The sequence below is a fragment of the Streptomyces sp. NPDC005574 genome (genome assembly GCF_040605435.1).
In the GTDB taxonomy this organism is placed as follows: Bacteria; Actinomycetota; Actinomycetes; order Streptomycetales; family Streptomycetaceae; genus Streptomyces.
This window is the reverse complement of the sequence record NZ_JBEXCW010000007.1, coordinates 21,363-47,161: the sequence shown is the minus strand read 5'-3', so window position 1 is coordinate 47,161 and position 25,799 is coordinate 21,363. Positions and strand designations below refer to the sequence as shown.

General features: G+C 73.2%; 15 protein-coding genes. 12 read left to right on the top strand and 3 right to left on the bottom strand.

Features of this window, described 5'->3' with window-relative positions:
• Positions 1-18: 18 nt before the first annotated feature.
• From ABZT03_RS07455 to ABZT03_RS07445, 3 genes are all read left to right on the top strand, one after another.
• On the top strand, positions 19-1,437 hold the full coding sequence (locus ABZT03_RS07455) for an FAD-dependent oxidoreductase (RefSeq protein ID WP_356034815.1): 1,419 nt from the start codon (positions 19-21) through the stop codon (positions 1,435-1,437).
• A gap of 116 nt (positions 1,438-1,553) precedes the next feature.
• On the top strand, positions 1,554-2,006 hold the full coding sequence (locus ABZT03_RS07450; RefSeq protein WP_356034813.1) for a hypothetical protein: 453 nt from the start codon (positions 1,554-1,556) through the stop codon (positions 2,004-2,006).
• A gap of 84 nt (positions 2,007-2,090) precedes the next feature.
• Positions 2,091-3,887, top strand: coding sequence for a glycoside hydrolase family 18 protein (locus ABZT03_RS07445; protein WP_356034810.1), 1,797 nt, complete (start codon positions 2,091-2,093; stop codon positions 3,885-3,887).
• Here the strand turns inward: ABZT03_RS07445 and ABZT03_RS07440 are convergent.
• On the bottom strand, positions 3,826-4,665 hold the full coding sequence (locus ABZT03_RS07440; protein WP_356034807.1) for a phosphatase PAP2 family protein: 840 nt from the start codon (positions 4,663-4,665) through the stop codon (positions 3,826-3,828). The genes ABZT03_RS07445 and ABZT03_RS07440 overlap by 62 nt on opposite strands.
• A gap of 231 nt (positions 4,666-4,896) precedes the next feature.
• A complete protein-coding gene (gene gabT / locus ABZT03_RS07435) occupies positions 4,897-6,231 on the bottom strand; it encodes a 4-aminobutyrate--2-oxoglutarate transaminase (RefSeq protein WP_356034805.1) in 1,335 nt (444 codons plus the stop codon).
• 315 nt (positions 6,232-6,546) lie between these two features.
• On the opposite strand from gabT, the gene ABZT03_RS07430 reads away from it, so the two are divergent.
• The 3 genes from ABZT03_RS07430 (at position 6,547) to ABZT03_RS07420 (ending at position 12,197) form a co-directional block, all read left to right on the top strand.
• On the top strand, positions 6,547-8,676 hold the full coding sequence (locus tag ABZT03_RS07430) for an ATP-binding protein (protein WP_356034802.1): 2,130 nt from the start codon (positions 6,547-6,549) through the stop codon (positions 8,674-8,676).
• A gap of 116 nt (positions 8,677-8,792) precedes the next feature.
• Positions 8,793-10,520, top strand: coding sequence for a PucR family transcriptional regulator (locus ABZT03_RS07425; protein WP_356034800.1), 1,728 nt, complete (start codon positions 8,793-8,795; stop codon positions 10,518-10,520).
• 231 nt (positions 10,521-10,751) lie between these two features.
• Positions 10,752-12,197, top strand: coding sequence for an aldehyde dehydrogenase family protein (locus ABZT03_RS07420; protein ID WP_356034797.1), 1,446 nt, complete (start codon positions 10,752-10,754; stop codon positions 12,195-12,197).
• 82 nt (positions 12,198-12,279) lie between these two features.
• On the opposite strand, the gene ABZT03_RS07415 is transcribed toward ABZT03_RS07420, so the two are convergent.
• Positions 12,280-15,123, bottom strand: a complete 2,844-nt coding sequence (locus ABZT03_RS07415; protein ID WP_356034794.1) for a glycoside hydrolase family 3 C-terminal domain-containing protein — start codon at positions 15,121-15,123, stop codon at positions 12,280-12,282.
• A gap of 419 nt (positions 15,124-15,542) precedes the next feature.
• Between ABZT03_RS07415 and ABZT03_RS07410 the strand changes: the two genes are divergently transcribed.
• From ABZT03_RS07410 to ABZT03_RS07385, 6 genes are all read left to right on the top strand, one after another.
• Complete coding sequence (locus tag ABZT03_RS07410; protein WP_356034791.1) at positions 15,543-17,237, top strand: extracellular solute-binding protein; 1,695 nt, start codon at positions 15,543-15,545, stop codon at positions 17,235-17,237.
• A 27-nt stretch (positions 17,238-17,264) separates the two neighbouring features.
• The gene (locus ABZT03_RS07405) at positions 17,265-18,308 is read left to right on the top strand and encodes an ABC transporter permease subunit (protein WP_356034788.1); all 1,044 of its coding nucleotides are present in this window, start codon (positions 17,265-17,267) and stop codon (positions 18,306-18,308) included.
• A complete protein-coding gene (locus ABZT03_RS07400; protein ID WP_356034785.1) occupies positions 18,305-19,264 on the top strand; it encodes a carbohydrate ABC transporter permease in 960 nt (319 codons plus the stop codon). The genes ABZT03_RS07405 and ABZT03_RS07400 overlap by 4 nt, the downstream gene beginning before the upstream one ends.
• Positions 19,265-19,392: 128 nt before the next feature.
• Entirely contained in the window at positions 19,393-21,600 is a 2,208-nt protein-coding gene (locus ABZT03_RS07395) for a 1,4-beta-glucanase (protein WP_356034782.1), read from the top strand.
• A complete protein-coding gene (locus ABZT03_RS07390) occupies positions 21,600-23,567 on the top strand; it encodes a beta-galactosidase (RefSeq protein WP_356034779.1) in 1,968 nt (655 codons plus the stop codon). Before ABZT03_RS07395 ends, ABZT03_RS07390 begins: the two co-directional genes overlap by 1 nt.
• Positions 23,564-25,771, top strand: coding sequence for a glycoside hydrolase N-terminal domain-containing protein (locus tag ABZT03_RS07385; RefSeq protein WP_356034776.1), 2,208 nt, complete (start codon positions 23,564-23,566; stop codon positions 25,769-25,771). The genes ABZT03_RS07390 and ABZT03_RS07385 overlap by 4 nt, the downstream gene beginning before the upstream one ends.
• Positions 25,772-25,799: the final 28 nt, after the last annotated feature.

Sequence of the window (25,799 nt, the reverse complement as noted above, 5' to 3'; positions counted from 1 at the left end):
TCGTAGGGAGTTGACATCATGGCCCCAGGTGCCATGAACCGCTGGACCACCTCACTCTCCGACGCTCGGCCGGTCCCGTACTGGCTGGAGGATCCCGGCAAACCCCACCCCGAGCCCGCCCTCACCGGGACCGAGACCTGCGACCTGCTCGTGGTCGGCGGCGGCTACAGCGGACTGTGGACCGCGCTGAACGCCAAGGAGCGCGACCCCGGGCGGGACGTGCTGCTGATCGAGGGCCGCGAGGCGGGCTGGGCCGCCTCGGGCCGCAACGGCGGCTTCTGCGCCGCCTCCCTCACCCACGGTCTGGCCAACGGCCTCACCCGCTGGCCCGAGGAGATCCACCGGCTGGAGGAACTGGGCGCCCGCAACCTCGACGAGATCGAGCGGGCGGTCGCCCGGTACTCCCTGGACTGCGACTTCGAGCGGACCGGCGAGATCGACGTCGCCACCGCACCGCACCAGGCGGCCGAACTCCGCGACTGGTACGCCGAGACCGAGCGCCACGGCCTCGCCGACGGTCTGGAGTTCCTCGACCGGGAGGCGGTCAGGGAGCAGGTCGACTCGCCGACCTTCCTGGCCGGTCTCCACGACCGCCGGGGCGTGGCCATGCTCCATCCGGCCAAGCTCGCCTGGGGCCTCAAGCGCGCCTGTCTGCGCCTGGGCGTCCGCGTCCACGAGCACACCCCCGCGCTGAGCCTGAAGCCGTACGGCGCCGGGATGGCCGTGGACACGCCGTACGGGCGGATCCGGGCCCGCCGGGTCGCGCTCGGCACGAACGTCTTCCCGAACCTGGTCCGGCGCGTGCGGGCGTACACCGTGCCGGTGTACGACTACGCCCTGATGACCGAACCGCTCACCGCCGACCAGCTGGCGTCGGTGGGCTGGAAGAACCGGCAGGGCCTCGGGGACTCGGCGAACCAGTTCCACTACTTCCGGCTGTCCGCCGACAACCGGATCCTGTGGGGCGGCTACGACGCGATCTACCCCTACGGCGGCCGGCTGCGGGCCGAGCACGACGACCGCCCGGAGACGTACGCGAAGCTCGCCGGGCACTTCTTCGGCTGCTTCCCGCAGTTGGAGGGGGTGCGCTTCACGCACGCGTGGGGCGGCGCGATCGACACCTGCTCGCGGTTCTCGGCGTTCTACGGCACCGCGCACCGCGGCAGGGTCGCCTACGCGGCGGGCTACACCGGTCTCGGGGTGGGCGCGACCCGGTTCGGCGCGGACGTGATGCTGGACCTGCTGGCGGGGGAGCGCACCGAGCGCACCGAGCTGGAGATGGTCCGCAGGAAGCCGCTGCCCTTCCCGCCGGAGCCCTTCGCGTGGACCGGTATCGCCCTCACCAAGTGGTCGCTGGCCCGCGCCGACACGCACGGCGGGCGGCGGAACCTGTGGCTGCGGACCATGGACCGGCTGGGGCTCGGCTTCGACAGCTGACCGCGCGGTGTCCGGGTTCACTCCAACGGGGTGCCGGAACCCGCGTAATGCCGGCGGGAGACCTCCCTCTCCCTCGTGACGCGACCGGCGTCCACGAGGGAACGGGAGGTCTCCTCATGACTGGGGCGAAGACGGCGGTGGAGTGGCTGGCATCCGTCGCACCGGACCCCCGGGCCTGCCGGCGGGAATGGGAGCGCAACCCCCACGGGGTCGCGCTGCTGCCCGCCGGCCGGGCCTGGGACGTCCTGATCCTGCCGAGCGCGCTCGGCTATCCGACGCTCGACGTCCTCACCCGCATCCTCGACCGGCCGGGACCGGTGCTGGTCGACTTCGGCGACGCCCGGATGGGCTTCCTGGTGCCGCCCGGCACGGCGGCCCGCTGGCTCGGCACGGGCATCCGTACGGCCGGCACCGGCACCTGGATCGTCGTGCCGTACCCGGGCCGGCCGACCGGCGGGGTGCGCTGGCTGGTCCCGCCCGACGGATCCGGCACCCTCACCGATCCCGCGCTGCTGGAGCTGGCGATGCACGAAGCGGCGGCGGGACCGGCAGGCGACGACGGCAGGTAGCGGTCCGAGGTCTTGACAACAGGATTGGTCTGGACCAAATTGAGCGCGCTCCACCCTCCAATTCCCCCATGTCCGGAGGTCCTTGTGGATCGCACCAGATCCGTCCTCGCCGCGCTCACGGCCACGCTCCTGGCCGTCCCCGGCATCACCGCGCTCTCGTCGGCCGCCCGTGCGGCCGACGCGGACCTCGCCCGCAACGGCGGCTTCGAGGCGGGCCTCGACGGCTGGGCCTGCACGGCGGGCACCACGGTCGGCTCACCCGTGCACAGCGGCGCTTCGGCCCTGCAGGCGACCCCGGCCGGCAGCGACAACGCCCAGTGCGCGCAGACGGTGACCGTGCAGCCCGACGCGCAGTACACGCTGTCCGGGTACGTCCGCGGCTCCTACGTCTACCTCGGCGCGAGCGGCACCGGCACCACCGACGTCTCCACCTGGACCCAGTCCGCCCCGGCCTGGCAGCAGCTCTCCACCACCTTCCGCACCGGCCCCTCCACCACGCGGGTCACGATCTACACCCACGGCTGGTATGGCACCGGCGCCTACTACGCCGACGACGTCTCGCTCGTCGGTCCCGGCGCGAACGCCGGTCAGCCGCCCGCCGCCCCGACCGGGCTCAGGGCGGGCACCGTCACCTCCTCCAGCGTCGCCCTGTCCTGGTCGGCGGTCACCGGCGCGACCGGCTACGCCGTGTACCGCGATGGCGTCAAAACCCAGACGGTGAACGGGACTTCGGCGACCGTGACCGGACTGTCCGCCTCGACGGCGTACGGCTTCCAGGTCGCCGCGGTGAACGCCGCCGGCGAGTCCGCCAGATCGGCGACGGTGACCGCGACGACCACCGCCGGGACCGGCGGCGGCTCCACCGACCTGCCGGCCCACGCCCTCGTCGGCTACCTCCACGCCAGCTTCGCCAACGGCGCCGGCTACACCCGCCTGGCCGACGTCCCCGACAGCTGGGACGTCATCGACCTGGCCTTCGGCGAGCCGACCTCCGTCACGTCCGGGGACATCCGCTTCACCCGCTGCCCGGTCACCGAGTGCCCGAACGCCGAGAGCGAGGCCGACTTCAAGGCGGCGGTCAGGGCCAAGCAGGCGGCCGGCAAGAAGGTGCTGATCTCCATCGGCGGCCAGAACGGCCAGGTGCAGCTGACGACGACCGCGGCCCGCGACACCTTCGTCTCCTCCGTGTCGAAGATCATCGACACCTACGGCCTCGACGGCCTCGACATCGACTTCGAGGGCCACTCGCTCTCCCTGAACGCCGACGACACCGACTTCAAGAACCCGAAGACGCCGGTGATCGTCAACCTGATCTCCGCGCTGAAGACCCTGAAGGCGAAGTACGGCTCGAAGTTCGTCCTGAGCATGGCGCCGGAGACCTTCTTCGTGCAGCTCGGGTACCAGTACTACGGCACCGGCAAGTGGGGCGGCCAGGACCCGCGGGCGGGCGCCTACCTCCCGGTCATCCACGCCCTGCGCGACGACCTGACCCTGCTGCACGTCCAGGACTACAACTCCGGCTCGATCATGGGCCTCGACAACCAGTACCACTCCATGGGCGGCGCCGACTTCCACATCGCGATGACCGACATGCTGCTCACCGGCTTCCCGGTGGCGGGCGACGCGAACAACGTCTTCCCGCCGCTGCGCCCGGACCAGGTCGCGATCGGCATGCCCGCCTCCACCAACGCGGGCAACGGCTACGTCTCCCCGGCCGAGGTCACCAGGACCCTGGACTGCCTGACGAAGAAGACGAACTGCGGCTCGTACGCCACCCACGGCACCTGGCCCGCGCTGCGCGGCCTGATGACCTGGTCGGTCAACTGGGACCGGTTCGCGAACTGGGAGTTCCAGAAGACCTTCGACGGCTACTTCGGCTGAGGAGGCGGCGCAGCAGGCCGAGCAGCACCGCGCACAGGCACCAACTGGCCACGACGTCCAGTGGCCAGTGGTAGCCGTGCCGGACCAGCCCGAAGCCGACGCCCGCGTTGACCGCCGCACACCCGGCGAGCAGCGCGCGGCGGCCGGCCGCCGCGCGCGTCAGCGGCAGCAGGAGCAGGGTCGCGCAGCCGTAGGCGACGGCGGCCGTCGCGGTGTGGCCGGAGGGGTAGTAGCCGCTGCCGGGAGGCATGACCGGGGTCCCCGGCCGGGCGGTCAGCTCCTTCAGCGGGACGACCAGGGCCGGGACCAGGGCCATCACGGCACCGGCCGACACGGCCGGCAGCCACCAGCGGTCCTCACCGGCGCGCCGTGCCCGCAGCGCCGCGTACGCCATGACCGCCACCAGGACGGGCACCGCGATCTGGACGCCGCCGAGGTCGGCGAGGAGTTTCGAGGCGCCGTCCGGATGGACCAGGGCGCGGCTGAGGCGCCGGTCCGCCCGCAGCAGCGGGCCGTCGGCGACGACCTGCCAGGTGATCAGCGCGAACAGGAGGGCCGGAAGGCCGAGAAGGAGGAAGGGGGGGAAATGGGCCGGCCGCCCCGGAACAGGGGGGGTGGTTCCGGGGCGGCCGATCGGATCGGATGGTCGGCCGCCCCGGGGGGTTTGGGGCGGGCGACTGTCCGATCGGTGAGGAGACCCGGAGCCAGAGGCCCCGGTTGTGTGCGCGAAGGCACGACCAGGTCGAAGCTGGGGAGGCCCCGGCCTGATGTCACCCACAGTCCCCTGTGGGCGGGGTGTATCTCTCATCTGGAAGAAACCTACGACAGGCCGTGGGCGCAGGACAGGCGGAACCCGTACCCGCCATGCACCCCGCACACGTTCTTCACACCCTCCGACGCCCGGACCCGCCGGCCCGGCGACCGCCGCGGGGAGCGCCGGCGGGCCGGGCGGGGCCGCTGAGCTGTGTCTCTGTGGGCCGCCCGGGTCCCCGCTGTGCGCCCGCCGGGCTCAGACGGTCGTGAAGGCCTGCTCGATGATGTCGAGGCCCTCGTTGAGCAGGTCCTCGCCGATGACCAGCGGGGGCAGGAAACGCAGCACGTTGCCGTAGGTGCCACAGGTCAGGACCAGCAGGCCCTCCTGGTGGCACGCCTTGGCGAGCGCCGAGGTGGCCTCCGGGTTCGGCTCCTTGGTGGCGCGGTCCTTGACCAGCTCGATCGCGATCATCGCGCCCCGGCCGCGGACGTCGCCGATGATGTCGAACTTCTCCGCCATGGCCCCGAGGCGGGACTTCATGATCGCCTCGATGTTCTTCGCCCGGGCGTTGAGGTCGAGCTCCTTCATGGTCTCGATCGAGCCGAGCGCACCGGCGCAGGCCACCGGGTTGCCGCCGTAGGTGCCGCCCAGGCCGCCCGCGTGCGCCGCGTCCATGATCTCGGCGCGGCCGGTGACGGCCGCCAGCGGCAGACCGCCCGCGATGCCCTTCGCGGTGGTGATCAGGTCGGGGACAATGCCCTCGTCCTCGCAGGCGAACCACTGGCCGGTGCGGCAGAAGCCGGACTGGATCTCGTCCGCGACGAAGACGATGCCGTTGTCCGCGGCGAACTTCCTGATCGCCGGGAGGAAGCCCTTGGCCGGCTCGATGAAGCCGCCCTCACCGAGCACCGGCTCGATGATGATCGCGGCCACGTTGTCCGGGCCGACCTGCTTGCTGATCTGGTCGATCGCCTGCGCGGCGGCCTCGGGGCCGGCGTTCTCGGCGCCGGTGGGCCAGCGGTAGCCGTACGCGACCGGCACCCGGTAGACCTCGGGCGCGAACGGGCCGAAGCCGTGCTTGTAGGGCATGTTCTTCGCGGTGAGCGCCATCGTCAGGTTGGTGCGCCCGTGGTAGCCGTGGTCGAACACGACGACCGCCTGCCGCCTGGTGTACGCCCGCGCGATCTTCACGGCGTTCTCGACGGCCTCGGCGCCCGAGTTGAACAGGGCGGACTTCTTGGCGTGGTCGCCCGGGGTCAGCTCCGCGAGCGCCTCGGCGACCTCGACGTACCCCTCGTAGGGCGTGACCATGAAACAGGTGTGGGTGAAGTCGGCGAGCTGCGCCGCGGCCCGGCGTACGACCGCCTCGGCGGAGGCGCCGACCGAGGTCACCGCGATGCCGGAGCCGAAGTCGATCAGGCGGTTGCCGTCGACGTCCTCGATGATGCCGCCGCCCGCCCGCGCGGTGAACACGGGCAGCACGGAGCCCACTCCGGCCGCGACCGCGGCGGTACGGCGGGCCTGCAGCTCCTGCGACTTCGGGCCGGGGATGGCGGTGACGACGCGGCGCTCCTGCGGAAGTGCGGTCATGAGGGGCTCCTGGTGATCTTGCGGTGACGTGAACTGCTGTGACGGTCCGGCGGGGACGCGGGCGGCGCGGCCCGCCCGGTCCGCCCGGACGCCCGGCGGGCCGGGGACTGTCTCTTCCCGCAGGTTAGGACGGGGTCCCGGGGGTGGGCATGCTCCATGTGGGCGCTGTCGGCGCGCCCGGTTGTCCGCGGTGGACATACAGGCACTGTCGCGCATCACGGACGACCCGGCCACGTAAGCGGTGAACTCCCCTTGCGGGGGAGTTAGATTGACTCGCTGATGGCAGACGGAACGGCTGGTCAGGGGGCAACGGCGATGGACAGCGACGGGACGCAGGACGCCCGGGGTACGCACGCGAACCCGGTGCCGCGTCCGGCGGGGCCACCGGAGGTGCCGGCGGCGCCACCGCGGCCGGCGAGCGCCCCGGGCGTGCCGCCCCGGCCGGACGGGTCGGCGTTCCTGACCTGGCTGCGGACACCCCGGCCACAGGCGGCGCCGGGCGTGTGGCGGTTCGGGTACACGCCCCGTCCCGAGGAGGAGCCCGAGCGGATCCCGGGACGCCAGCTGCTCAGCGGGGCCGTGATCGCCTTCCTCGTGGGCTGGCTGATCTGGTCGCTGCTGTGGAACGGCTACCTCGGCGGCTGGTGGGTGGTGCCCCTGGAACTCTTCACCCCCGACTCCTGGCTGCACAGCGGCGACCGCGTCGGCAACGCCGTCCTCTGGTACGGCTACTACACCCTGATCGCCCTCGCGATCATGCTCGTGGTCGGCCGCCTCGGCCGCTGGGGCGAGGTCTGGCGGCGCTACGGCCCGCCCGCCTGGAGCCCGGCCGCCCGCACCCCCGAGCACCGGCCGCCCGCCCCCGAGCAGGACCCCGCCGAGTGGCCCCAGCTGCGTGCGGCGGGCGCGTCCGACGCCGCCGAGCGGCTCGCCGCGGAAGCCCGCGCCGGACTGATGCGCGACGTCGACCACGCCCGGATCACCCGGGCCTGGCAGAGCGTGCTCACCGGCCGGCACAGCCTCGCCGCCTTCACCGGCGCCGTGCTCACGGAGGGCTCCGCCGCCTGTCTGCACCCCTCGGGCGACCGCGACCTGCCGGCCCGGCTCGCCCGGCACGACCTGGTCACCGGCCAGGTCCGGCTCGGCACCACCGCCGACGACGCCCGCAACCCGTACGCCTTCCGCGGCACCGGCCTCGGCCTCGGGCCCGAACTGCTCGGCACCTCCCTGCTCGCCGTCGGGCCCGCCGGCTCCGGCAAGACCGGTGCCGTGGTGTGGCCGCTCGCCGAGTCGCTGTGCCTGCACGCGCTCGCCGGACGGGCCGCGGTCGTCGTGGTCGGCGCGGCCGGCGCGGGCCTCGGCCCGGCCGACGCCTACGACGTCGTCGTACGGATCGGGAATCCGGAGTCCGTCCACGACCTCGACCTCTACGGCGGCGCCACCGACCCCGACGAGGCGGCGGCCGTGCTGGCCGAGGCGCTCGTCGGGGACCTCGCCGAACCCCACCAGGGCGGCGACACCCGCCGCTCCACGACCGTCCTCGCCCAGCTGCTCGGCCCGTTCCGGGCGGTCCACGCGCGCTTCCCCTCGGTGCCCGAGCTGCGGCAGCTCCTCGACGGCGCCCCCGGCGCGCTCGGAGCCCTCCGGCAGGCACTGGAGGGCTCGGGGCAGGAGTCGCTGCTGCGTGAACTGGACGCCAGGAAACGCCAGTTGAGTCACCCGGGAGACGTGGCCGGGGTGCTCGCCGACCGGGTCGCGCTCCTCGACCGGCCGGGCTTCGCCGGCTTCTTCGACACCTCCGGACAGTCGCGGCCCTTCTCGCTGAAGGCGCTCGACCATCCGGTCCGGGTCCGGATCGACCTGCCGCAGCGCGGGCACGCCGACGCCTCGCGGATGCTGGCGCGGCTGGTGCTGGCGCAGTTCACGGCGAGCGTCGCGGTCCGCGAGGACCGGTCGCTGTTCGCGTGCCTGGTGTTCGACGACGCCACGGGGGTGGTGACGCCCGAGGCCGTTCGGGGCATCCAGCGGCTGCGGTCCGGCAACGCCGGTGTCGTCCTGACCCTGCGCACCCTGGACGACGTACCGCGCCCGCTGCGCGGCCCGCTGCTCGGCTCCATCGGATGCCGGATGGCGCTCGCCGGGCTCACCCCCTGGGACGGCCAGGACTTCGCCGAGGTGTGGGGCAAGGAGTGGACCGAGGCCCGGGACGTCACCGACCGGCAGATCATCGCCGAGACCCCGGCCGGCAAGGCGGTGCACATGCTGCGCCGGGTGATCACCGGGAAGGCGCCCACCGCGCGGGCGGTGACCGTGCGGCAGGTCGAGCGGGAGCGGTGGTCCGCCTCCGAGCTGGCTCACGCCGTACCGCCCGGTCACGCGGTGCTCTCGCTCACGGACGTGACGGGGGAGCACGCGCCGCCGCTACTGGTGGACCTGCGCGGCTGAGCCGGCCGTGTGGGCCGTCAGGTGACGCGCGGACCGTACGGTGAGGCAGAATCGACCCAGGCCGTTCATACACGGCGGCCAAAAGATCACCGGGATCACACCGACCTGAAGGCCCCATGCCCCCCACGCTCGCCTCGCTCGTCCACCACTCCGCGCTGAAGCTGACCGTGCGGGCCGGCGAGGACCGCCTGGACGTGCCCGTCCGCTGGGCGCACGTCAGCGAGCTGGCCGACCCCGTGCCCTACATGGAGGGCGGGGAACTGCTGCTGATCACCGCGCTGAAACTGGACGCGGAGGACGCGGACACCATGCGGCGCTATGTGAAGCGCCTGGCCGGGGCGGGCGTCGTCGGACTGGGCTTCGCCGTCGGCGTCAACTACGACGAGATCCCGAAGGCGCTCGTCCAGGCGGCCGAGCAGGAGGGGCTGCCGTTGCTGGAGGTGCCGCGCCGCACCCCCTTCCTCGCGATCAGCAAGGCGGTGTCCGCGGCGATCGCCGCGGACCAGTACCGGGCGGTCACCGCCGGGTTCGCCGCCCAGCGCGAACTGACCAGACAGGCGCTCGCGGGCGGCCCCGAGGGGCTGCTCGCCGCGCTCGCCTCGCAGGTCGACGGCTGGGCCGCGCTCTACGACGCGTCCGGCGCCGTCGTCGCCACGGCACCGGAGTGGGCGGGCCGCCGGGCCGCCCGGCTCACCGCGGACGTGGAGCGGCTGCGGGAGCGGCCCGCGCCCGCCTCCTCGGTGGTGGGCGGGTCCGGGAACACCGCGGACCCCGGAAACCCCGGAAACCCCGGAAGCACCGTCAACCACGCGAACTCCGCGAACCCCGAGAACGAGGACCGGGTCGAACTGCACTCCCTCGGTACCGGCCGGCGGCCCCGCGCCGCGCTCGCGGTCGGCACCGCCGCCGCCCTCGGCACCGCCGAGCGGTACGCGGTCCACTCCGCCATCGCGCTGCTCACCCTGACGACGGAACGCTCGCGCTCCCTGCACGCGGCCGAGCAGCGGATCGGCGCGGCGGTCCTGCGCATGCTGCTGGCCGGCGAGCCGGACCACGCGCGCGCCGTGGCCGGGGACCTGTACGGCGCCCTGCTGGACGCGCCGTTCCGGATGATCGTCGCCGAGTACGCCTCGGCGTCCGCCGCCCGCGCGCACGCCGAACCCCGAAGCCGCGGACCGGCCACCGAGGCGGCAGCGGAGGCCGATCCGCTGGACGCCCTCGCCGAGGTCGTGGAGTCCGCCGCGGCCCGGGCCGGGGAGGCGCTCCTCGTGGTCCCCGAGGCGGACGGCCGCCGGCTGGTCGTCCTGGTCGCGGACGGGGGCGCCGCCGCGGCCGCGTGCGGCGAGCACGCGCGGACGCTGGAGGCCGCGCGGACCGCCCCGGCGGGAGGCGAGCAGGCGTTCGCGGGCGACGAGGACGGACTCGTCGTGGGCCTGTCCGCGCCGGCCGGCCCGATCGCGGCGGCCGCCGCCTACAAGCAGGCCGACCAGGCGCTGGCGGTGGCGCGGCGGCGGGGACGGGTGTGCGTCGAGCACGAACAGCTCGCGGCGGGCTCCGTGCTCCCGCTGCTCGCGGACGACGCCGTGAAGGCGTTCGCCGACGGACTGCTGCGCGCCCTGCACGAGCACGACGCGACGGGCCGCGGAGACCTGGTGGCCTCCCTCCGCGCCTGGCTGTCCCGGCACGGCCAGTGGGACGCGGCGGCGGCGGACCTGGGCGTCCACCGCCACACCCTGCGCTACCGGATGCGCCGGGTGGAGGAGATCCTCGGCCGCTCCCTGGACGACCCGGACGTCCGCATGGAGCTGTGGCTGGCCCTGAAGATCAGCCCGTCCGGCGTGTGAGGACGAGGCCACTCAGGGCCGAAGGGGGGTCTGGGGGCGCAGCCCCCAGGGACGGGAAGGGGCGGCGAGGGCGAGAACCCGCACCCCGCGCCCCGCCGGCCCCCACCCCGCCATTCCGGCACACCCCCCACCCCGACTACTACGCCCCGGACATACGCCCGCCCCCCACCCCCCGCCTACCGTGGACCCGACAGCGCACGACCACCCCCATCGCGGAAGGGCCGGAACCCCATGACTTCCACCACCGCCTTCTGGCTCGCCGGCCGCCAGGCCACGGGCGAGGACACCTTCGACGTCACCTCCCCGTGGGACGGCCGTCCCGTCGCGAAGGTCGCCGTGCCGACCGACGCCCAGACCGAGGAGGCCGTGGCCGCCGCGTACGCGGTCCGCGAGGAGTTCGCCGCCACCCCGGCGCACGTGCGGGCCGCCGCCCTCGACCACGTCAGCAGGCGCCTGGCCGAGCGCACCGAGGAGATCGCGCAGCTCATCTCCGCCGAGAACGGCAAGCCGGTCAAGTGGGCCCGCGGCGAGGTCGGCCGGGCGGTCTCGGTGTTCCGGTTCGCCGCCGAGGAGGCCCGGCGGTTCAACGGCGGCGAGGCCCAGCGCCTCGACACCGACCTCGGCGGACAGGGCCGGCTCGCCCTCACCCGCCGCTTCCCCAAGGGCGTCGTCCTCGGTATCGCGCCGTTCAACTTCCCGCTCAACCTGTGCGCCCACAAGATCGCCCCGGCCATCGCGGCCGGCGCGCCGATCATCCTGAAGCCGGCGCCCGCCACCCCGCTGTCGGGGCTGGTCATCGGTGAGCTGCTCGCCGAGACGGACCTCCCGGCCGGTGCGTGGAGCATCCTGCCGGTGCCCAACGACCGGATGCCCGCGCTGGTCCAGGACGAGCGGCTGCCGGTCATCTCGTTCACCGGGTCCGAGAAGGTCGGTTACGCGATCATGGACTCGGTGCCGCGCAAGCACTGCACCCTGGAGCTGGGCGGCAACGGCGCGGCCGTCGTGCTGGCCGACTGGGCGAGCGACGAGGACCTGGACTGGGCCGCCACGCGCATCGCCACCTTCTCCAACTACCAGGGCGGCCAGTCCTGCATCTCCGTGCAGCGGGTGATCGCGGACGCGGCGGTCTACGACCGGCTGCTGCCGCGCGTGGTGGCAGCCGTGGAGGCGCAGGTCACCGGCGACCCCTCCGACGACAAGACGGACGTCGGTCCGCTCGTCAGCGAGGACGCGGCGGTACGGGTCGAGGCCTGGGTGCGGGAGGCGGTCGAGGCGGGCGCCGAGCTGCTGACCGGCGGCGTGCGGGACGGCGCCTCCTACGCGCCGACCGTCCTGACCGGCGTACCGGCCGATGTGACGCTCTCCTGCGAGGAGGTCTTCGGGCCGGTCCTCACCGTGCAGCGGGTGGAGGGGGAGGCGGCCGCCTTCGCCGCCGCCAACGACTCCAAGTACGGCCTCCAGGCAGGCGTGTTCACGCACGACCTGCAGACCGCCTTCCGCGCCCACCGGGCCCTGGAGGTCGGCGGTGTCGTCATCGGCGACGTGCCCTCCTACCGCGCCGACCAGATGCCGTACGGCGGTGTGAAGCAGTCCGGTGTGGGCCGCGAGGGCGTGCGCTTCGCGATGGAGGACTACACCTACGAGCGGGTCCTGGTGCTCACGGGCCTGGCTCTGTAACCACGGCTCGCGACGACAGGGGCCCGGCACCGGTGAACGTCCGGTGCCGGGCCCCTTCCGTGCGCCGGACGTCCCCGGACCCTCAGCCGGAGAAGCCGACGTGCGCGAGCCGCAGCGGGCCGCGCAGCCCGATCCGCACGTCGTGCACCCCGCCGGCGGTGAACGGGGCGGAGAGCGTGCGGTAGTCGTACGGCCCGGAGGCGGGCCCGTCCGGTGTCAGCGCGGCCGGCGCCGGGCCGCCGTCCACCGCCACCTCGACAGCGCCCTCGCCGGCCACGGCCACCGTCACCTCCGTGACACCGTCCCCGAAGTCGCAGGCCCGGTAGAGCAGTTCACCGGTACCGCCCTCCACAGCGGTCACCGCGTCCCCGGCCGTCCGGGTCCGGTCGACGAGCCGGGTGCCGCTCTGCTCGTCGAAGTCGGCCGCGTCCAGGCCGCGTTCACGCACGGGCCGCGGCGCGCCGCTCTCGCCGTCGAGGGCGACGCTCGTCCGCAGCCGGACGTCCTCGCTGGAGGCGCCGGCCAGCACCTCGTAGCGGCCCGGCTCCAGCCGCCACCGGCCCGCCGCGACATCCCAGAACTCCAGTGCCCGCCACGGCACTTCGAAGGACAGTTCGGCCCGCTCGCCCGGCCGGAGCGTCAACCGGCGGTGCCCGGCCAGCTCGCGGCGCGGGCGCGGCACCGACGGGTCCACGGCGCGGGTGTAGAGCTGGGCGACCTCGTCGGCGGTGACCTCGCCGGTGTTGGTGACCGTGAAGGAGACCCGCAGCGCCCCCTCCGCGGCCCGGACCGTCAGGTCGTCGTAGGAGAAGGAGGCGTACGACAGGCCGTGCCCGAACGGGAACAGCGGGGTGCCCTCGAAGTACAGATAGGTCTGCCGGCCGCCGATCACGTCGTAGTCCAGGAGGTCGGGCAGATCGGCGTCGCCGGCGTACCAGGTCTGCGGGAGGCGGCCGGCCGGGGAGACGTCACCGGCCAGGACCCGGGCCAGCGCCGTACCGGCCGCCTGTCCGCCGTGCGCGGTCCACAGCACCGCAGGGAGGTCCGCCGGGTCGACGGCGTAGGGGTAGGCGGAGGTCAGTGCCAGCACCGTGGCCGGGTTCGCGGCCCGGGCGGCGCGCAGCAGGCGGTCCTGCTGGGCGGGCAGGCGCAGGGTCGTACGGTCCTCGGTCTCCCGGCCGTCGATGTGCGGGTCGTTGCCCGCGACCACGAGCACCACGTCGGCCTCCGCGGCGACCCGGCGCACCGCGTCCTCGCCGCGTTCGGTGACCACGAGTTCGAAGATCTCCGGATTCCCCGCGTCCTGTCCGGCAACCTTCACGCCGTCCGCGGAGACGCACACGTGACGACCCGTACCGAGGTGCCGCAGGAGGTGACCGTCCCCGTGGGGTTCCAGACGGAACGTCTCCTGCACGACCCAGCCGCCGGGCTGGTCGGCGGAGGCGCGCACCCGGCCGTCCCCGGCGACCGAGAGATAACGGCCGTCCGGGGCGCGGAACGTCAGGACGCCCCCGCCCCAGTCGACCAGCGCCAGCTCGGTGCCCTCGGCGCCGGCGGTGAGCGGCGGCAGGTCGGTGCGGCCCGCCAGCAGCGCCGGGTCCAGGGCGCCCGCCGCGCCCCGCGCCTCGTCCTCGGCGTCGGCGGCCGGCACCCGCAGGAAGGTGCCGGCCGAGGTGCGCAGCAGCACCCGGTCCACGCCCTCCGCGAACTCCACGCGCTGCGCGCCGAAGCGCTCGTACACGCCCTCCAGGGGGGTGGAGCGGTGCAGGAGCGTGCCGCTGTACCAGTCGAGCTTGCACTCGTCGGCGAGCAGGCCCACCACCGCGAGGCGGGTGTCCGGGGCCAGCGGCAGCAGGCGGTCGTTCTTCAGCAGGACGACCGCCTGCTCCGCCGCCTCCTGGGCGAGGGCGCGGTGTGCCGGGGTGTCGAACGCGGCGCCCGCGGTGTGCGGGTCGTGCCGCGGGTCGAACTCGCCGAGGCGCAGGCGCACCGACAGCTGGCGGCGGACCGCCGTGTCGATGTCGGCCTCCGTCAGCAGGCCCCGGTCGAGGGCCTGGCGGATCCGGCCGACGATCACGGAGCTGTCCGTGCCGTGGTCGGTGAAGCTGTCGACGCCGGCCAGCAGGGCGGCCGCCGTCGCCTCCTCGTGGGTGTCGAAGTAGTGCTCGGAGTCGACCAGGTTGGAGGGCGCCCCGGCGTCCGAGCACACCAGCAGCTCCTCCTCCGTCCAGGTGCGCAACTGCTCGCGCAGATAGGGGGAAATGTGGTTGGGGCGGCCGTTGACCAGGTTGTACGCCGGCATCACGCCGGCCACCGCGCCCGCCTCGACGGTCTCCCGGAAGGCTCGCAGGTCGTACTCGTGCAGGACGCGCGGACGCACCGACGACGAGGTGACGTCCCGGCCCGTCTCGTTGTTGTGCGCGAGCCAGTGCTTGAGGACGGGGGCGGTGCGCCAGTACACCGGATGGTCCCCGCGCAGCCCGCGCGTGTAGGCGGTGGCGATGGCCGAGGTCAGCTTCGGATCCTCCGAGTAGCCCTCCTCGTTGCGGCCCCACAGGGGGTGGCGGAGCAGGTTGACCGTCGGGGACCAGACGTTGAGGCCCACCCGGTCGTCGCGGGCGCGCATCGCCCGCACCTCCCGGGACACCGCCTCGCCGACCCGCTGGACCAGGCCGGTGTTCCAGGTGGCGCCGAGACCCACCGCCTGCGGGAACACCGTCGCCGGGCCCATCCACGCCACACCGTGCAGCGCCTCCTGGCCGGTGCGGAACGCGGCGATGCCGAGCCGTTCGACGGCGGGCACGAACTGGTGCAGGAACCCGGTCTTCTCCTCCGGCGTGAGGCGCGACAGCAGGTCGTCGACGCGCTTGCCGAACGGCAGGGCCGGGTCGCGGAAGGGCGGGAGGGGCGGCGTGGGTGCGGTCACGTGGGGTTCCCTTTGCTGTGGAGCGACGCGGCGCTTTCGAAGCGCTTCGATGCTCAGTCGAAGCGGGGCCGGGTGTCAAGACACCCCGAGGCAACAAGTCCGGCTGCCCAGCGACATTTCAAGCGGCATATGAGGCGATTGCCAAGACCGCTCCTCCGTGCGCGGCCGCGAGGAATCTTGGGAGCGACCCTTGTGCACCCCCAGGCGTTCACTTAACCTCGCAGCAACATCGAAGCGCTTCGACACGAGGGCCGCCACCGGGACGTGCGCATCCATCGGCACGGCCCGTTCGGTCCTCGGCGTGCCCCGGCCCCCCGGAACGCGCCGGAGATCCGCTTCGGCTCAGCCAGTTCCACTGAAGACACCGCAGCCGACGGCCCACCGCCGGGTGTCCTGGTGCGCCACGAAGGGTTGACGCAATGACGCCGAACGCCGCTTCCTCCTCCGCTCCCAGCCGGAGAAGCTTCCTCGCCTCGACGGCGGTCGCCGCCGCGGCGGTCGCGGGCGGGATGCCGCTGCTCGCCGCCTGCGGCGGTTCGGACAGCGGCTCGCGGGAGGGCACCACCTCGGGCAAGAACGCGAAGAAACTGCTGCCGGCGTACGTGGCGAGCAACGTGGTCACGCCCGACATCCCCAGCAGACACGGTTCCGCGGCCGGCTTCACCGGCAAGCTCGACCTGGCCGGCCTGAAGACCTCGGTGCCGAAGAAGCTCGGCAAGGGCGGCAAGGTCACCGTCATGTCGCCGTTCTGGGGCTCCCCGCCGAAGGGCGACAACCCCTACTACACGGCGATGAACGACCTGATCGGCGTCGACGTCGTCTGGCACAACCAGGACGGCAACACCTACGACCAGAAGCTCGGCGCGGTCCTCGCCTCCAGCGACGTGCCCGACGTGGTGGTCGTCCCCGGCTGGAACATGGGCGGCAAGATACCCAGCGCCATCATCGGCAAGTTCGCCGACCTGGGCCCCTACCTGTCCGGCGACAAGGTCAAGGAGTACCCGAACCTCGCGGCCGTCCCGACCGACGCCTGGCGGCGCTGCATCTTCGGCGGCAAGCTGCGCGCCCTGCCGATGCCGTCCTCGTACGTCGCCAACATCGTGCCCTTCTACCGCAAGGACATCTTCGACGAGGAGGGCTACCAACTGCCCACCTCGGCGGACGAGTTCATGGCCCTCGCGAAGGACATCACCAACGCCCGCGCCAAGCGGTGGGCGTGCGGCGACATGAAGTGGACCGCGTTCAACGCCTGGGGTGTGATCTCCGGCGCCGAGAAGCCCCTGAGCTGGGACCTCGTAGACGGCAAGCTCGTCAACCGGGTCGAGACCCAGGTGTATCTGGAGGCGCTGGAGTGGGCCCGGAAGCTGTTCGCCGCCGGCGTCGTCCACCCCGACTTCAAGCTGGGCAAGAGCCAGGCCGTCGACCCCAGCACCAAGTTCGCCGCGGGCGAGTTCCTCATCTACAACAACGACATCTCCAGCTGGTACGGCCAGCAGGCGTCCCAGGCCACCCAGAACAAGAAGTTCCGGATCAGCGGCATGGACATCTTCGGCCACGACGGCGGCGACCCGACGATCTACGCCACCCAGCCGGCCAACATCTTCGCCTTCGTCAACAAGGGCGCCTCGGAGTCCGTCGTCCGGGACGCGCTCGCCGTCGCCAACGTCACCGCGGCCCCGTACGGCACCAAGGAGTACATGCTCACCAACTACGGGGTCGAGGGCACGCACTACACCGTCAAAAACGGCGTGCCCGTCAAGAACGACAAGGGCAACCAGGAAGTCGCCAACGCCTACGTCATGGTGGCGAGCCCGGCCCCCACGATCGCCCACCCCGACCTCCCGGACATCGCCCGCGAGCAGGTCGAGTGGCAGCAGCGGATGGGCGCCTTCACCAGGAAGTCGGTGTTCTACGGCATGCAGATCACCGAGCCGTCCCGCTACACCAACCTCTCCAACGACTTCGAGCAGCTGGAGGACGACATCGTCCGCGGCCGCAAGAAGGTCGGCGACATGCAGCAGGCCGTCGCCGACTGGAAGAGCAAGGGCGGCGACCGGCTCCGCGACTGGTACCAAAAGCTGCTCGACGACAACGGCACGGCGACCGCGAAGTGACCGGGCACTGAGGCGAGGAGAACGGCCGTGTCCCACAGCACGGTGCCTCGGAGCAGGGCCGAGGCCGACACGAAGGACGAGACGGACGAGGCGGGGGCGGCGCCCGGCGGCGCCACCCGCTCCCGGAGCGGACGGCAGCCGGGAAAGCTGAGCGTGCGGCTCAGGTTCAGACGCGACCGCGTGCTGCTCCTGATGACACTGCCGGCCATCCTGCTGATCCTGCTCTTCAACTACCTGCCGATCCTCGGCAACGTCGTCGCCTTCCAGGACTACGACCCCTACATCAGCGACAACGGCGTCGTCTCGATGCTGCACAGCCCCTTCGTGGGCCTGGAGAACTTCCAGCGGATCTTCGCGGACTCGGCCTTCTGGAACGCGGTCCAGAACACCCTGGTCCTGTTCTTCCTCCAGCTCGTGCTGTTCTTCCCGATCCCCATCCTGCTCGCGCTGCTCATCAACAGCGTGATCAGACCCCGGGTCAGGGCGGTCGCGCAGGCCGTCCTGTACCTGCCGCACTTCTTCTCCTGGGTGCTGGTCATCGCCGTCTTCCAGCAGCTGTTCGGCGGCGCCGGCATCCTGTCCCAGACCCTGCGGCAGCACGGGTACGACGGCCTCGACCTCATGACCGACCCGGACACCTTCAAGTTCCTGATCACCGGGCAGAGCGTGTGGAAGGACGCCGGCTGGGGGATCATCGTCTTCCTCGCCGCGCTCGCCTCCGTCAGCCCCGACCTGTACGAGGCCGCCGCGATGGACGGCGCCGACCGCTGGCGCCGCATGTGGCACGTCACCCTGCCCGCGCTGCGCCCGGTGATCGCCCTGCTGCTCGTGCTGCGGGTCGGCGACGCCCTCACGGTCGGCTTCGAACAGATCCTGCTGCAACGCGACGCGGTGGGGCCGGGCGCCTCGGAGGTCCTGGACACCTTCGTGTGGTGGAACGGCGTCCGCAACCAGGACTTCGGCTACGCGGCCGCCGCCGGACTCGTCAAGGGCGTCATCAGTCTCGGACTGGTCCTCGCCGCGAACAAGGTGGCCCATCTGATGGGCGAGCAGGGGGTGTACAAGAAATGACGTCCGTGACGTGGGAGCCGAAGCAGGACGCCGAGCCGGTACGCGAGAAGGCGCCGCGCCCCTGGGCCGCACCGCCCCGGCCGGTGTGGGAGGAGGAGCCCACCAGGGCGGGCCTCGCGGGCAAGGCCCTCGCGCTGACCCTCGCGTGTCTGGCCATCCTCTTCCCGCTGTGGATCGTGGTCGTCACCAGCCTGTCCTCGCGCCGCACCATCGACGAGGCCGGCGGTCTGGTGATGGTGCCGAGGAACATCACCTTCGTCGCCTACCGGGAACTCCTCAGCGGCGGCCAGGTCACCCGGGCGGCGGTCATCTCCGTCCTGGTCACCCTGGTCGGCACGCTGTTCTCGATGACGGTGTCGGTGCTGTGCGCCTACGGCCTGTCGCGCACCGGCTCGCTCGGCCACCGCTGGCTGCTGATGATGCTGCTGGCGACCATGTTCTTCAGCGCCGGACTCATCCCGACGTACCTGCTGGTGCAGACCCTGGGCCTGACCGACAGCTATCTCGCGCTGATCCTGCCCAGCGCCCTCAGCGTCTTCAACATCCTGGTGCTGCGGGGCTTCTTCATGGGCATCTCACCGGAACTCACCGACAGCGCCCGCATCGACGGCGCCGGCGACCTCCGCATCCTGTGGCAGATCGTCATGCCGCTGTCCCGGGCGGTCCTCGCGGTGATCACCCTCTTCTACGCCGTCGGCTACTGGAGCGCCTGGTTCAACGCGTCCCTGTACCTGAACGACCAGGACATGATGCCGCTGCAGAACGTCATGATCCAGCTGGTGCAGAAGCAGGAGGCGCCGGTCGGCATGGGCCAGGCCATCAAGACGGGCCAACTGTCGGGGCTGGCGGTGCAGATGGCGGTCATGGTGCTGGCGCTGCTGCCGGTGGCCGTGCTGTCGCCGTTCGTCCAGCGCCACTTCAAGAAGGGGATGCTCACCGGCGCCGTGAAGGGCTGACGCCCCGGCGGCGAACGGCCGGGCCCCGGCGGGTCTCCGGCGCCGCCCGCCCGTCGTGACCGGTCCCGCCTCTTCCCCGCGCCCCGAGGCATCTCCCCAACCCCCTTTCGCAGAACGAGGTATGTGGCATGCACGCACCCCGCCCGAGCCGACGCGCCGTTCTCGCCGGGACCGCGGCCACCGCCGCACTCGCCGCGGTGTCCGTGCCGGGGAGCCCGGCCCACGCGGCCGAGACCACCGCCTACCGCTGGCGCACCGCCGTCATCGGCGGCACCGGATTCGTCACCGGTGTGCTGTTCCATCCGGCCGTGCGCGGGCTCGCCTACGCCCGCACCGACATCGGCGGCGCCTACCGCTGGGACGACCGGACCGCCCGCTGGACCCCGCTGACCGACCACCTCGGCTGGGACGACTGGAACCTGCTCGGCGTCGAGGCGCTCGCCGTCGACCCCGCCCACTCCGACCGCCTGTACCTGGCGCTCGGCGCCTACGCCCAGTCCTGGGCCGGCAACGGGGCCGTCCTGCGCTCCACGGACCGCGGCGCCACCTGGACCCGCACCGACCTGCCCGTCAGGCTCGGCGCCAACGAGGACGGCCGGGGCACGGGGGAGCGGCTCCTGGTGGACCCGCGGGACAGCGACACCCTGTGGCTGGGCACGCGGCACGACGGGCTCCTCACCTCGGCGGACCGCGGCGCCGGCTGGACGGCCGCGACCGGATTCCCGGGCACGCCGTCCGCCACCGGCCAGGGCGTCACCCTCCTCGTCGCCGCCGGCCGCACCCTGTACGCGGGCTGGGGCGACTCCGACGGCACCTCGGCCAACCTGTACCGCACCGCCGACGGCACCACCTGGGAAGCCGTCCCCGGACAGCCCTCCGGCGCCTTCGCCCGGGTCCCGGTCCGGGCCGCCTACGACCGGCACACCCGCGAGCTCTACCTGACCTACGCCAACGCGCCAGGACCCAACGGCCAGTCCGACGGCAGCGTGCACAAGCTGCGCACCACGGACGGGACCTGGACCGACGTCACCCCGGTGCGGCCGGGCGGGACGAACCCCGCGGACGGCGGCACGGACAGCTTCGGATACGGCGGAGCCGCCGTCGACGCCCGCCGCCCCGGCACCGTCGTGGTCTCCACCAACAACCGCTGGGCGGCCGTCGACACCCTCTACCGCACCACCGACGGCGGCCGCACCTGGACGTCCCTCAAGGACACCGCCGTGCTCGACGTGTCCGAGACGCCGTACCTCACCTGGGGCGAGGACCGGCCGAAGTTCGGCTGGTGGATCCAGACGGTCGCCGTCGACCCGTACGACTCGAAGCACGTCGTCTACGGCACCGGCGCCACCCTCTACGGCACCCGGGACCTCGAGCACTGGGCGCCCGAGATCCGCGGCCTGGAGGAGACGGCCGTACGCCAGCTGATCTCACCACCCTCCGGGAGAGCGCACCTGATCAGCGGGCTCGGGGACATCGGCGTGATGTACCACGAGCGGCTCACCGCGTCCCCCTCGCACGGCATGGCCGACAACCCCGTGTCCGGGTCGGCGACGGGACTCGCGCAGGCCGCGCTCCGGCCGGCCCACGTCGTGCGCGCCGGCTGGGGCGACCACGGGAACGGCGCGTTCTCCCTCGACGGCGGACGGACCTGGGCGCCCTTCGCGACCCAGCCCGCCATCGCCGCGGACGCGCCCGGCCCGATCGCCTTGAACGCCGACGGCAGCGTGCTTCTGTGGTCCTTCGTGCACTGGGACGGCACCCGGTACGCCGCCCACCGCTCCACGGACAACGGCCGCACCTGGTCCGAGGTCCCGTCCTTCCCGCAGGGCGCCACCCCGGTTGCCGACCCCGCCGACCCGGCCCTGTTCCACGTCTACGACACCGACAACGGAACGCTGCTCGCCAGCACCGACGGCGGCCTGACCTTCACCGCGCGGGCGACCGGACTGCCCTCCGGCGACACCCAGTTCAAGCTGGCCGCGGCACCCGGCAGAACCGGCGACCTGTGGCTGAGCACCAAGGAGAACGGGCTGTACCGCTCCACCGACGCGGGCGGGAGCTTCACGAGGATCGACAGCTGCCGCGCCTCGTACACCCTCGGCTTCGGCCGGGCGGCCCGCGGTGCGCGCTACCCGGCGGTCTACCAGGTCGGCTCGACGGGGACGGGCACCGCCGTCCTCCGCTCCGACGACGGCGCGCGGAGCTGGGTGCGGATCAACGACGACGCGCACCAGTGGGGCTGGACCGGCGAGGCGATCACCGGCGACCCGCGCCTGTACGGCCGGGTCTACCTCGCCACCAACGGACGCGGCATCCAGTACGGGGAGCCGGTCTGATGCCCCGCCTCGGCGACGCCACCCGCGGCCGCGTCCTCTTCGGCGGCGACTACAACCCCGAACAGTGGCCGGAGGAGACCTGGCAGGAGGACGTCCGCCTGATGCGGGACGCCGCCGTCAACTCCGTCACCCTGGGCGTCTTCTCCTGGGCCAGGATCGAACCCCGCCCGGGGGAAAGGGACTTCGGCTGGCTGGACCGGCTGATGGACCTGATGCACACCGGCGGCATCGGCGTCGTCCTGGCCACGCCCACCGCCTCGCCCCCGCCCTGGCTGGGCCGGCTGCATCCCGAGACCCTGCCCCGCGACGAGGACGGCCGCACCGAGTGGTGGGGCGGCCGCCAGCACTTCTCACACTCCAGCGCCGTCTACCGCCACCACGCCGCCGCCGTCACCGAGGACCTCGCCGCCCGCTACGCCGGCCACCCCGCGCTCACGATGTGGCACATCAACAACGAGTACTGCACCTACGACTGGGGCGACGAGGCCGCCGCCCGCTTCCGCGACTGGCTGCGGAACAGGTACGGCACCCTGGACGCCCTCAACACCGCCTGGGGCACCGCCTTCTGGAGCCAGGGCTACGACGACTGGGCGGAGATCCTCCCGCCCCGGCACGCCCACTACATGAAGAACCCCGCCCAGGTGCTGGACTTCAGGCGCTTCACGTCCGACATGCTCCTGGAGTGCTGCACCGCCGAACGCGACATCGTCCGCCGGCGCACCCCGCACCTCCCTGTCACCAGCAACTTCATGCCGCTGTGGGTGGGCCAGGACGCGTGGCGCTGGGCCGCGGAGGAGGACGTCGTCTCCGTCGACCTCTACCCCGACCCGCGCGACCCGCTCGGCGCCCAGCACGGCGCCCTGGTCCAGGACATGACCCGCTCGCAGGCCCGCGGCCCCTGGATGCTGATGGAGCAGGCGGCGGGTCCGGTCAACTGGCGGGGCGTCAACCACCCCAAACCGCGCGGTCTCAACCGCCTGTGGTCCCTCCAGGCCGTGGCCCGCGGCGCGGACGCCGTCTGCTACTTCCAGTGGCGCCAGTCCCGGCAGGGCGCGGAGAAGTTCCACTCCGGGATGGTCAGCCACGCGGGGGAGCGGGGCCGCACCTTCCAGGAGGTCAAGCAGCTCGGCGCCGAACTCGCCCTGATCGGCGGCGCGGTGGCGGGCACCCACAGCACGGCCGAGATCGCCGTCCTGCACGACTGGCACTCCTGGTGGGCCGGGGCGCAGGAGGGCCGCCCCTCCACCGAGGTCGACTACCCCGACGTCCTGCGCTCCTGGCACCGCGCGCTCTGGGAGGCCCACCTCGCCACCGACTTCGCCCACCCCGAGCACGACCTGTCCGCGTACCGGCTCGTCGTGGTCCCGCAGCTCTACGCCCTCACCGACGCGGCCGTCGACAACCTCCTCGCACACGTGCGCGGCGGCGGCACCCTCGTCGCCGGTTTCCTGACCGGGATCGCCGACCAGGACGACCGGATCCGCCCCGGCGGCATGGACGCCCGGCTGCGGGAGCTGTTCGGCATCCGCACCCTGCACGAGTGGTGGCCGCTGGAGGCGGGGGAGAGCGTCGATTGCGGCGGCTTCCGCGGCACCCTGTGGTCGGAGGAGCTGGAGCCGGCCGGGGACGCCACGGCGGAGGCCGTCTACAAGGGCGGGGAGCTCGACGGACTGCCCGCCGTCCTGCGCACGGGCCGCGCCTGGTACCTCTCGACCCTCCCCGAACCCGCCGCCCTGCGTGACCTGCTGGCCCGCGTCGCCGCCGGCGTGGGGGTCCGGCCGGTGCTCGACGGGCTGCCGGACCGGGTCGAGGCGGTGCGCCGCGGCGACCTGCTCTTCGTCCTCAACCACGGCCGCGAACCGGTGACCGTCGACGTCCCCGGCACCCACCGCGACCTGCTGACCGGGACGGCCGTCCAGGACACGCTCACCCTCGGCCGGTACGGGGTGGCGGTGCTCGCACCGTGACCGCGACACCCGTGCACGGAACGTGGGAGCCGGCGCCGGCCGCCCGCTGGGAGGACGGCTTCCTGAGCGGCAACGGCCGGCACGGCGCCCTCGTCCTCGGCGCCCCGGACGACGAGCGGACCGTCGTCACCCACCACACCCTGGTCCGCCCCAACGGCGGCGAACACGCCCGGCCGCCCGAACTCGCCGCCCGACTCGGCGGACTTCAGGACCGGCTGCTCGCCGGGGACCCGCACGCCGCCGAGGACTTCACCGACGGCCGGGACCTCCAGTGGGTCCAGCCCTTCCACCCGGCCTTCCACGTGCGGCTGCGCGGGCCCAGGACCGGCGGGGCGTCCGGCTACCGCCGCTGGGTCGACTTCGCCACCGGCGTCACCGGCACGGAGTGCGAGGGGTGGAGCAGCCGGGTGTTCGTCTCCCGCGCCGACGACGTGATCGTCCAGCGCGTCACCGCCCCCGACCTGGACATCGCCCTGGACCACCGACTTCCCGGCGCCCCCGCGGGGCTCGCCGTCGCCGACGGGGCACTCCGCACCGCCGACGGCGCCGTGCTCACCCTGCGGGCCCACTACCCCGGCAGCGACACCGCCTGCACCGGGGTGACGCTGGTCCTCGCGGCGGGCGGCCGTACCCGCCTGACCCCCACCGGCGGGGTGCGGGTCGTCGGCGCCGCGTCGGTGCTGCTGCTGACCCGGGTGCTGCGGCACACCGGCGAACCGGACCCCATGCCGCACGCGGGCGCCCTGCGCGCACTGGTCCCGGACGACGAGGACCCGTACACCCGCCTCCTGGACCGCCACACGGCACCGCACCGGGCCGCCTACGAACGGGTGACCCTCGACCTGGGCGGGGACCCGGCCGACCGCGCCCTTCCGGGGTCCGCACTGCTCCGGCACACCGGGAGCCCCGCGCTCCTGGAGCGCCTGTTCGCCGCCGGCCGCTACCACCTGCTCTCCGCGTCCGGCCTCCTGCCGCCGCGCCTGACCGGCCTGTGGACCGGCGACTGGGACACCGCCTGGTCGGGCGCCCTCACCACCAACGCCAACCTCAACCTCCAGACCGCCTCCGCCGCTGCCGCCGCCCTGCCCGAGGTCACCGCCGCCCACGCGGCCTTCGTCATGCGCCAGCTGCCCGACTGGCGGGAGAACGCCCGCGCCGTCTTCGGCGCCCGGGGCGTCGTCGCCCCCACCCACACCGACGGCGAGACCGGGTACACCTACCACTTCGCCCGCGAGTACCCCCACCAGCTGTGGACCGCGGGCGCCGACTGGCTGCTCAAACCGCTCGTCGACCACGACGAGACGTACGGTGTCCGCGATCCGCACACCGCCGCCGCACTCGCCGAAGTCGCCCTGTTCTACGAGGACTTCCTCACCCGGACCGACGAGCACGGGCAGCTCGCCGTGGTGCCCTCCTACTCACCCGAGAACCGGCCCGCCAACGCGGGCTGGGGCGCCGTCAACGCCGCCATGGACCTGTCCGCGGCCCGGCACGCCCTGCGCACCGCCGCCGCCTACCACCCCGGCACCCCGGACGCCGACCGCTGGCAGTCCCTCGCCGACCGCCTCCCGCCCCACCGCGTCAACGCCGACGGCGCCCTCGCCGAATGGGCGTGGCCCGGTCTCGACGACACCTACGACCACCGCCACCTCAGCCACCTCTACGGCGTCTGGCCGCTCGACGAGATCAACCCGTACGACACCCCGGACCTCGCCGCCGCCGCCCACCGCGCCCTCGAACTGCGCGGCGCGGAGAACGACTCCGCCCACGGCCACCTGCACCACGCCCTGGTCGCGGCCCGGCTGCGGGACGGCGAACGCGTCGCCCACGCACTCGCCCAGGTCCTCGGGGGCGACTTCTTCCACGCTTCGCTGATGAGCGCGCACTACCCGAAACGGGACGTCTACAACGCGGACGCCGCGCACGCCCTGCCCGCCGTGCTGGTCGAGATGCTCGTGCAGTCGACCCCGGACCGGCTGGTCCTGCTGCCCGCGCTGCCAGCGGCCCTGCCGTCCGGCGAACTGCGGGGGGTGCGAACCCGGTTCGGCGCCGAACTCGACCTCTCCTGGGGCACCGACGGCGCCCGGGCCGTCCTCCGGCCGCAACGCGCTCACCGCGTCGAAGTCCGGACTTCCTCCGATGGCGCTCGGCTGCTCGACCTCGTTGCCGGAGAAGACCACGTCCTCACCCTGAAGACGTGGTGACTTCCCGTTACTGCCCTTGTCCCCGCTC

Coding starts and splice junctions, on each gene's coding strand:
- ABZT03_RS07420 (WP_356034797.1), top strand. CDS start 10,752: ATGACTTCCACCACCGCCTTCTGGCTCGCCGGCCGCCAGGCCACGGGC.
- ABZT03_RS07430 (WP_356034802.1), top strand. CDS start 6,547: ATGGACAGCGACGGGACGCAGGACGCCCGGGGTACGCACGCGAACCCG.
- ABZT03_RS07390 (WP_356034779.1), top strand. CDS start 21,600: ATGCCCCGCCTCGGCGACGCCACCCGCGGCCGCGTCCTCTTCGGCGGC.
- ABZT03_RS07400 (WP_356034785.1), top strand. CDS start 18,305: ATGACGTCCGTGACGTGGGAGCCGAAGCAGGACGCCGAGCCGGTACGC.
- ABZT03_RS07410 (WP_356034791.1), top strand. CDS start 15,543: ATGACGCCGAACGCCGCTTCCTCCTCCGCTCCCAGCCGGAGAAGCTTC.
- ABZT03_RS07450 (WP_356034813.1), top strand. CDS start 1,554: ATGACTGGGGCGAAGACGGCGGTGGAGTGGCTGGCATCCGTCGCACCG.
- ABZT03_RS07395 (WP_356034782.1), top strand. CDS start 19,393: ATGCACGCACCCCGCCCGAGCCGACGCGCCGTTCTCGCCGGGACCGCG.
- ABZT03_RS07455 (WP_356034815.1), top strand. CDS start 19: ATGGCCCCAGGTGCCATGAACCGCTGGACCACCTCACTCTCCGACGCT.
- gabT (WP_356034805.1), bottom strand. CDS start 6,231: ATGACCGCACTTCCGCAGGAGCGCCGCGTCGTCACCGCCATCCCCGGC.
- ABZT03_RS07425 (WP_356034800.1), top strand. CDS start 8,793: ATGCCCCCCACGCTCGCCTCGCTCGTCCACCACTCCGCGCTGAAGCTG.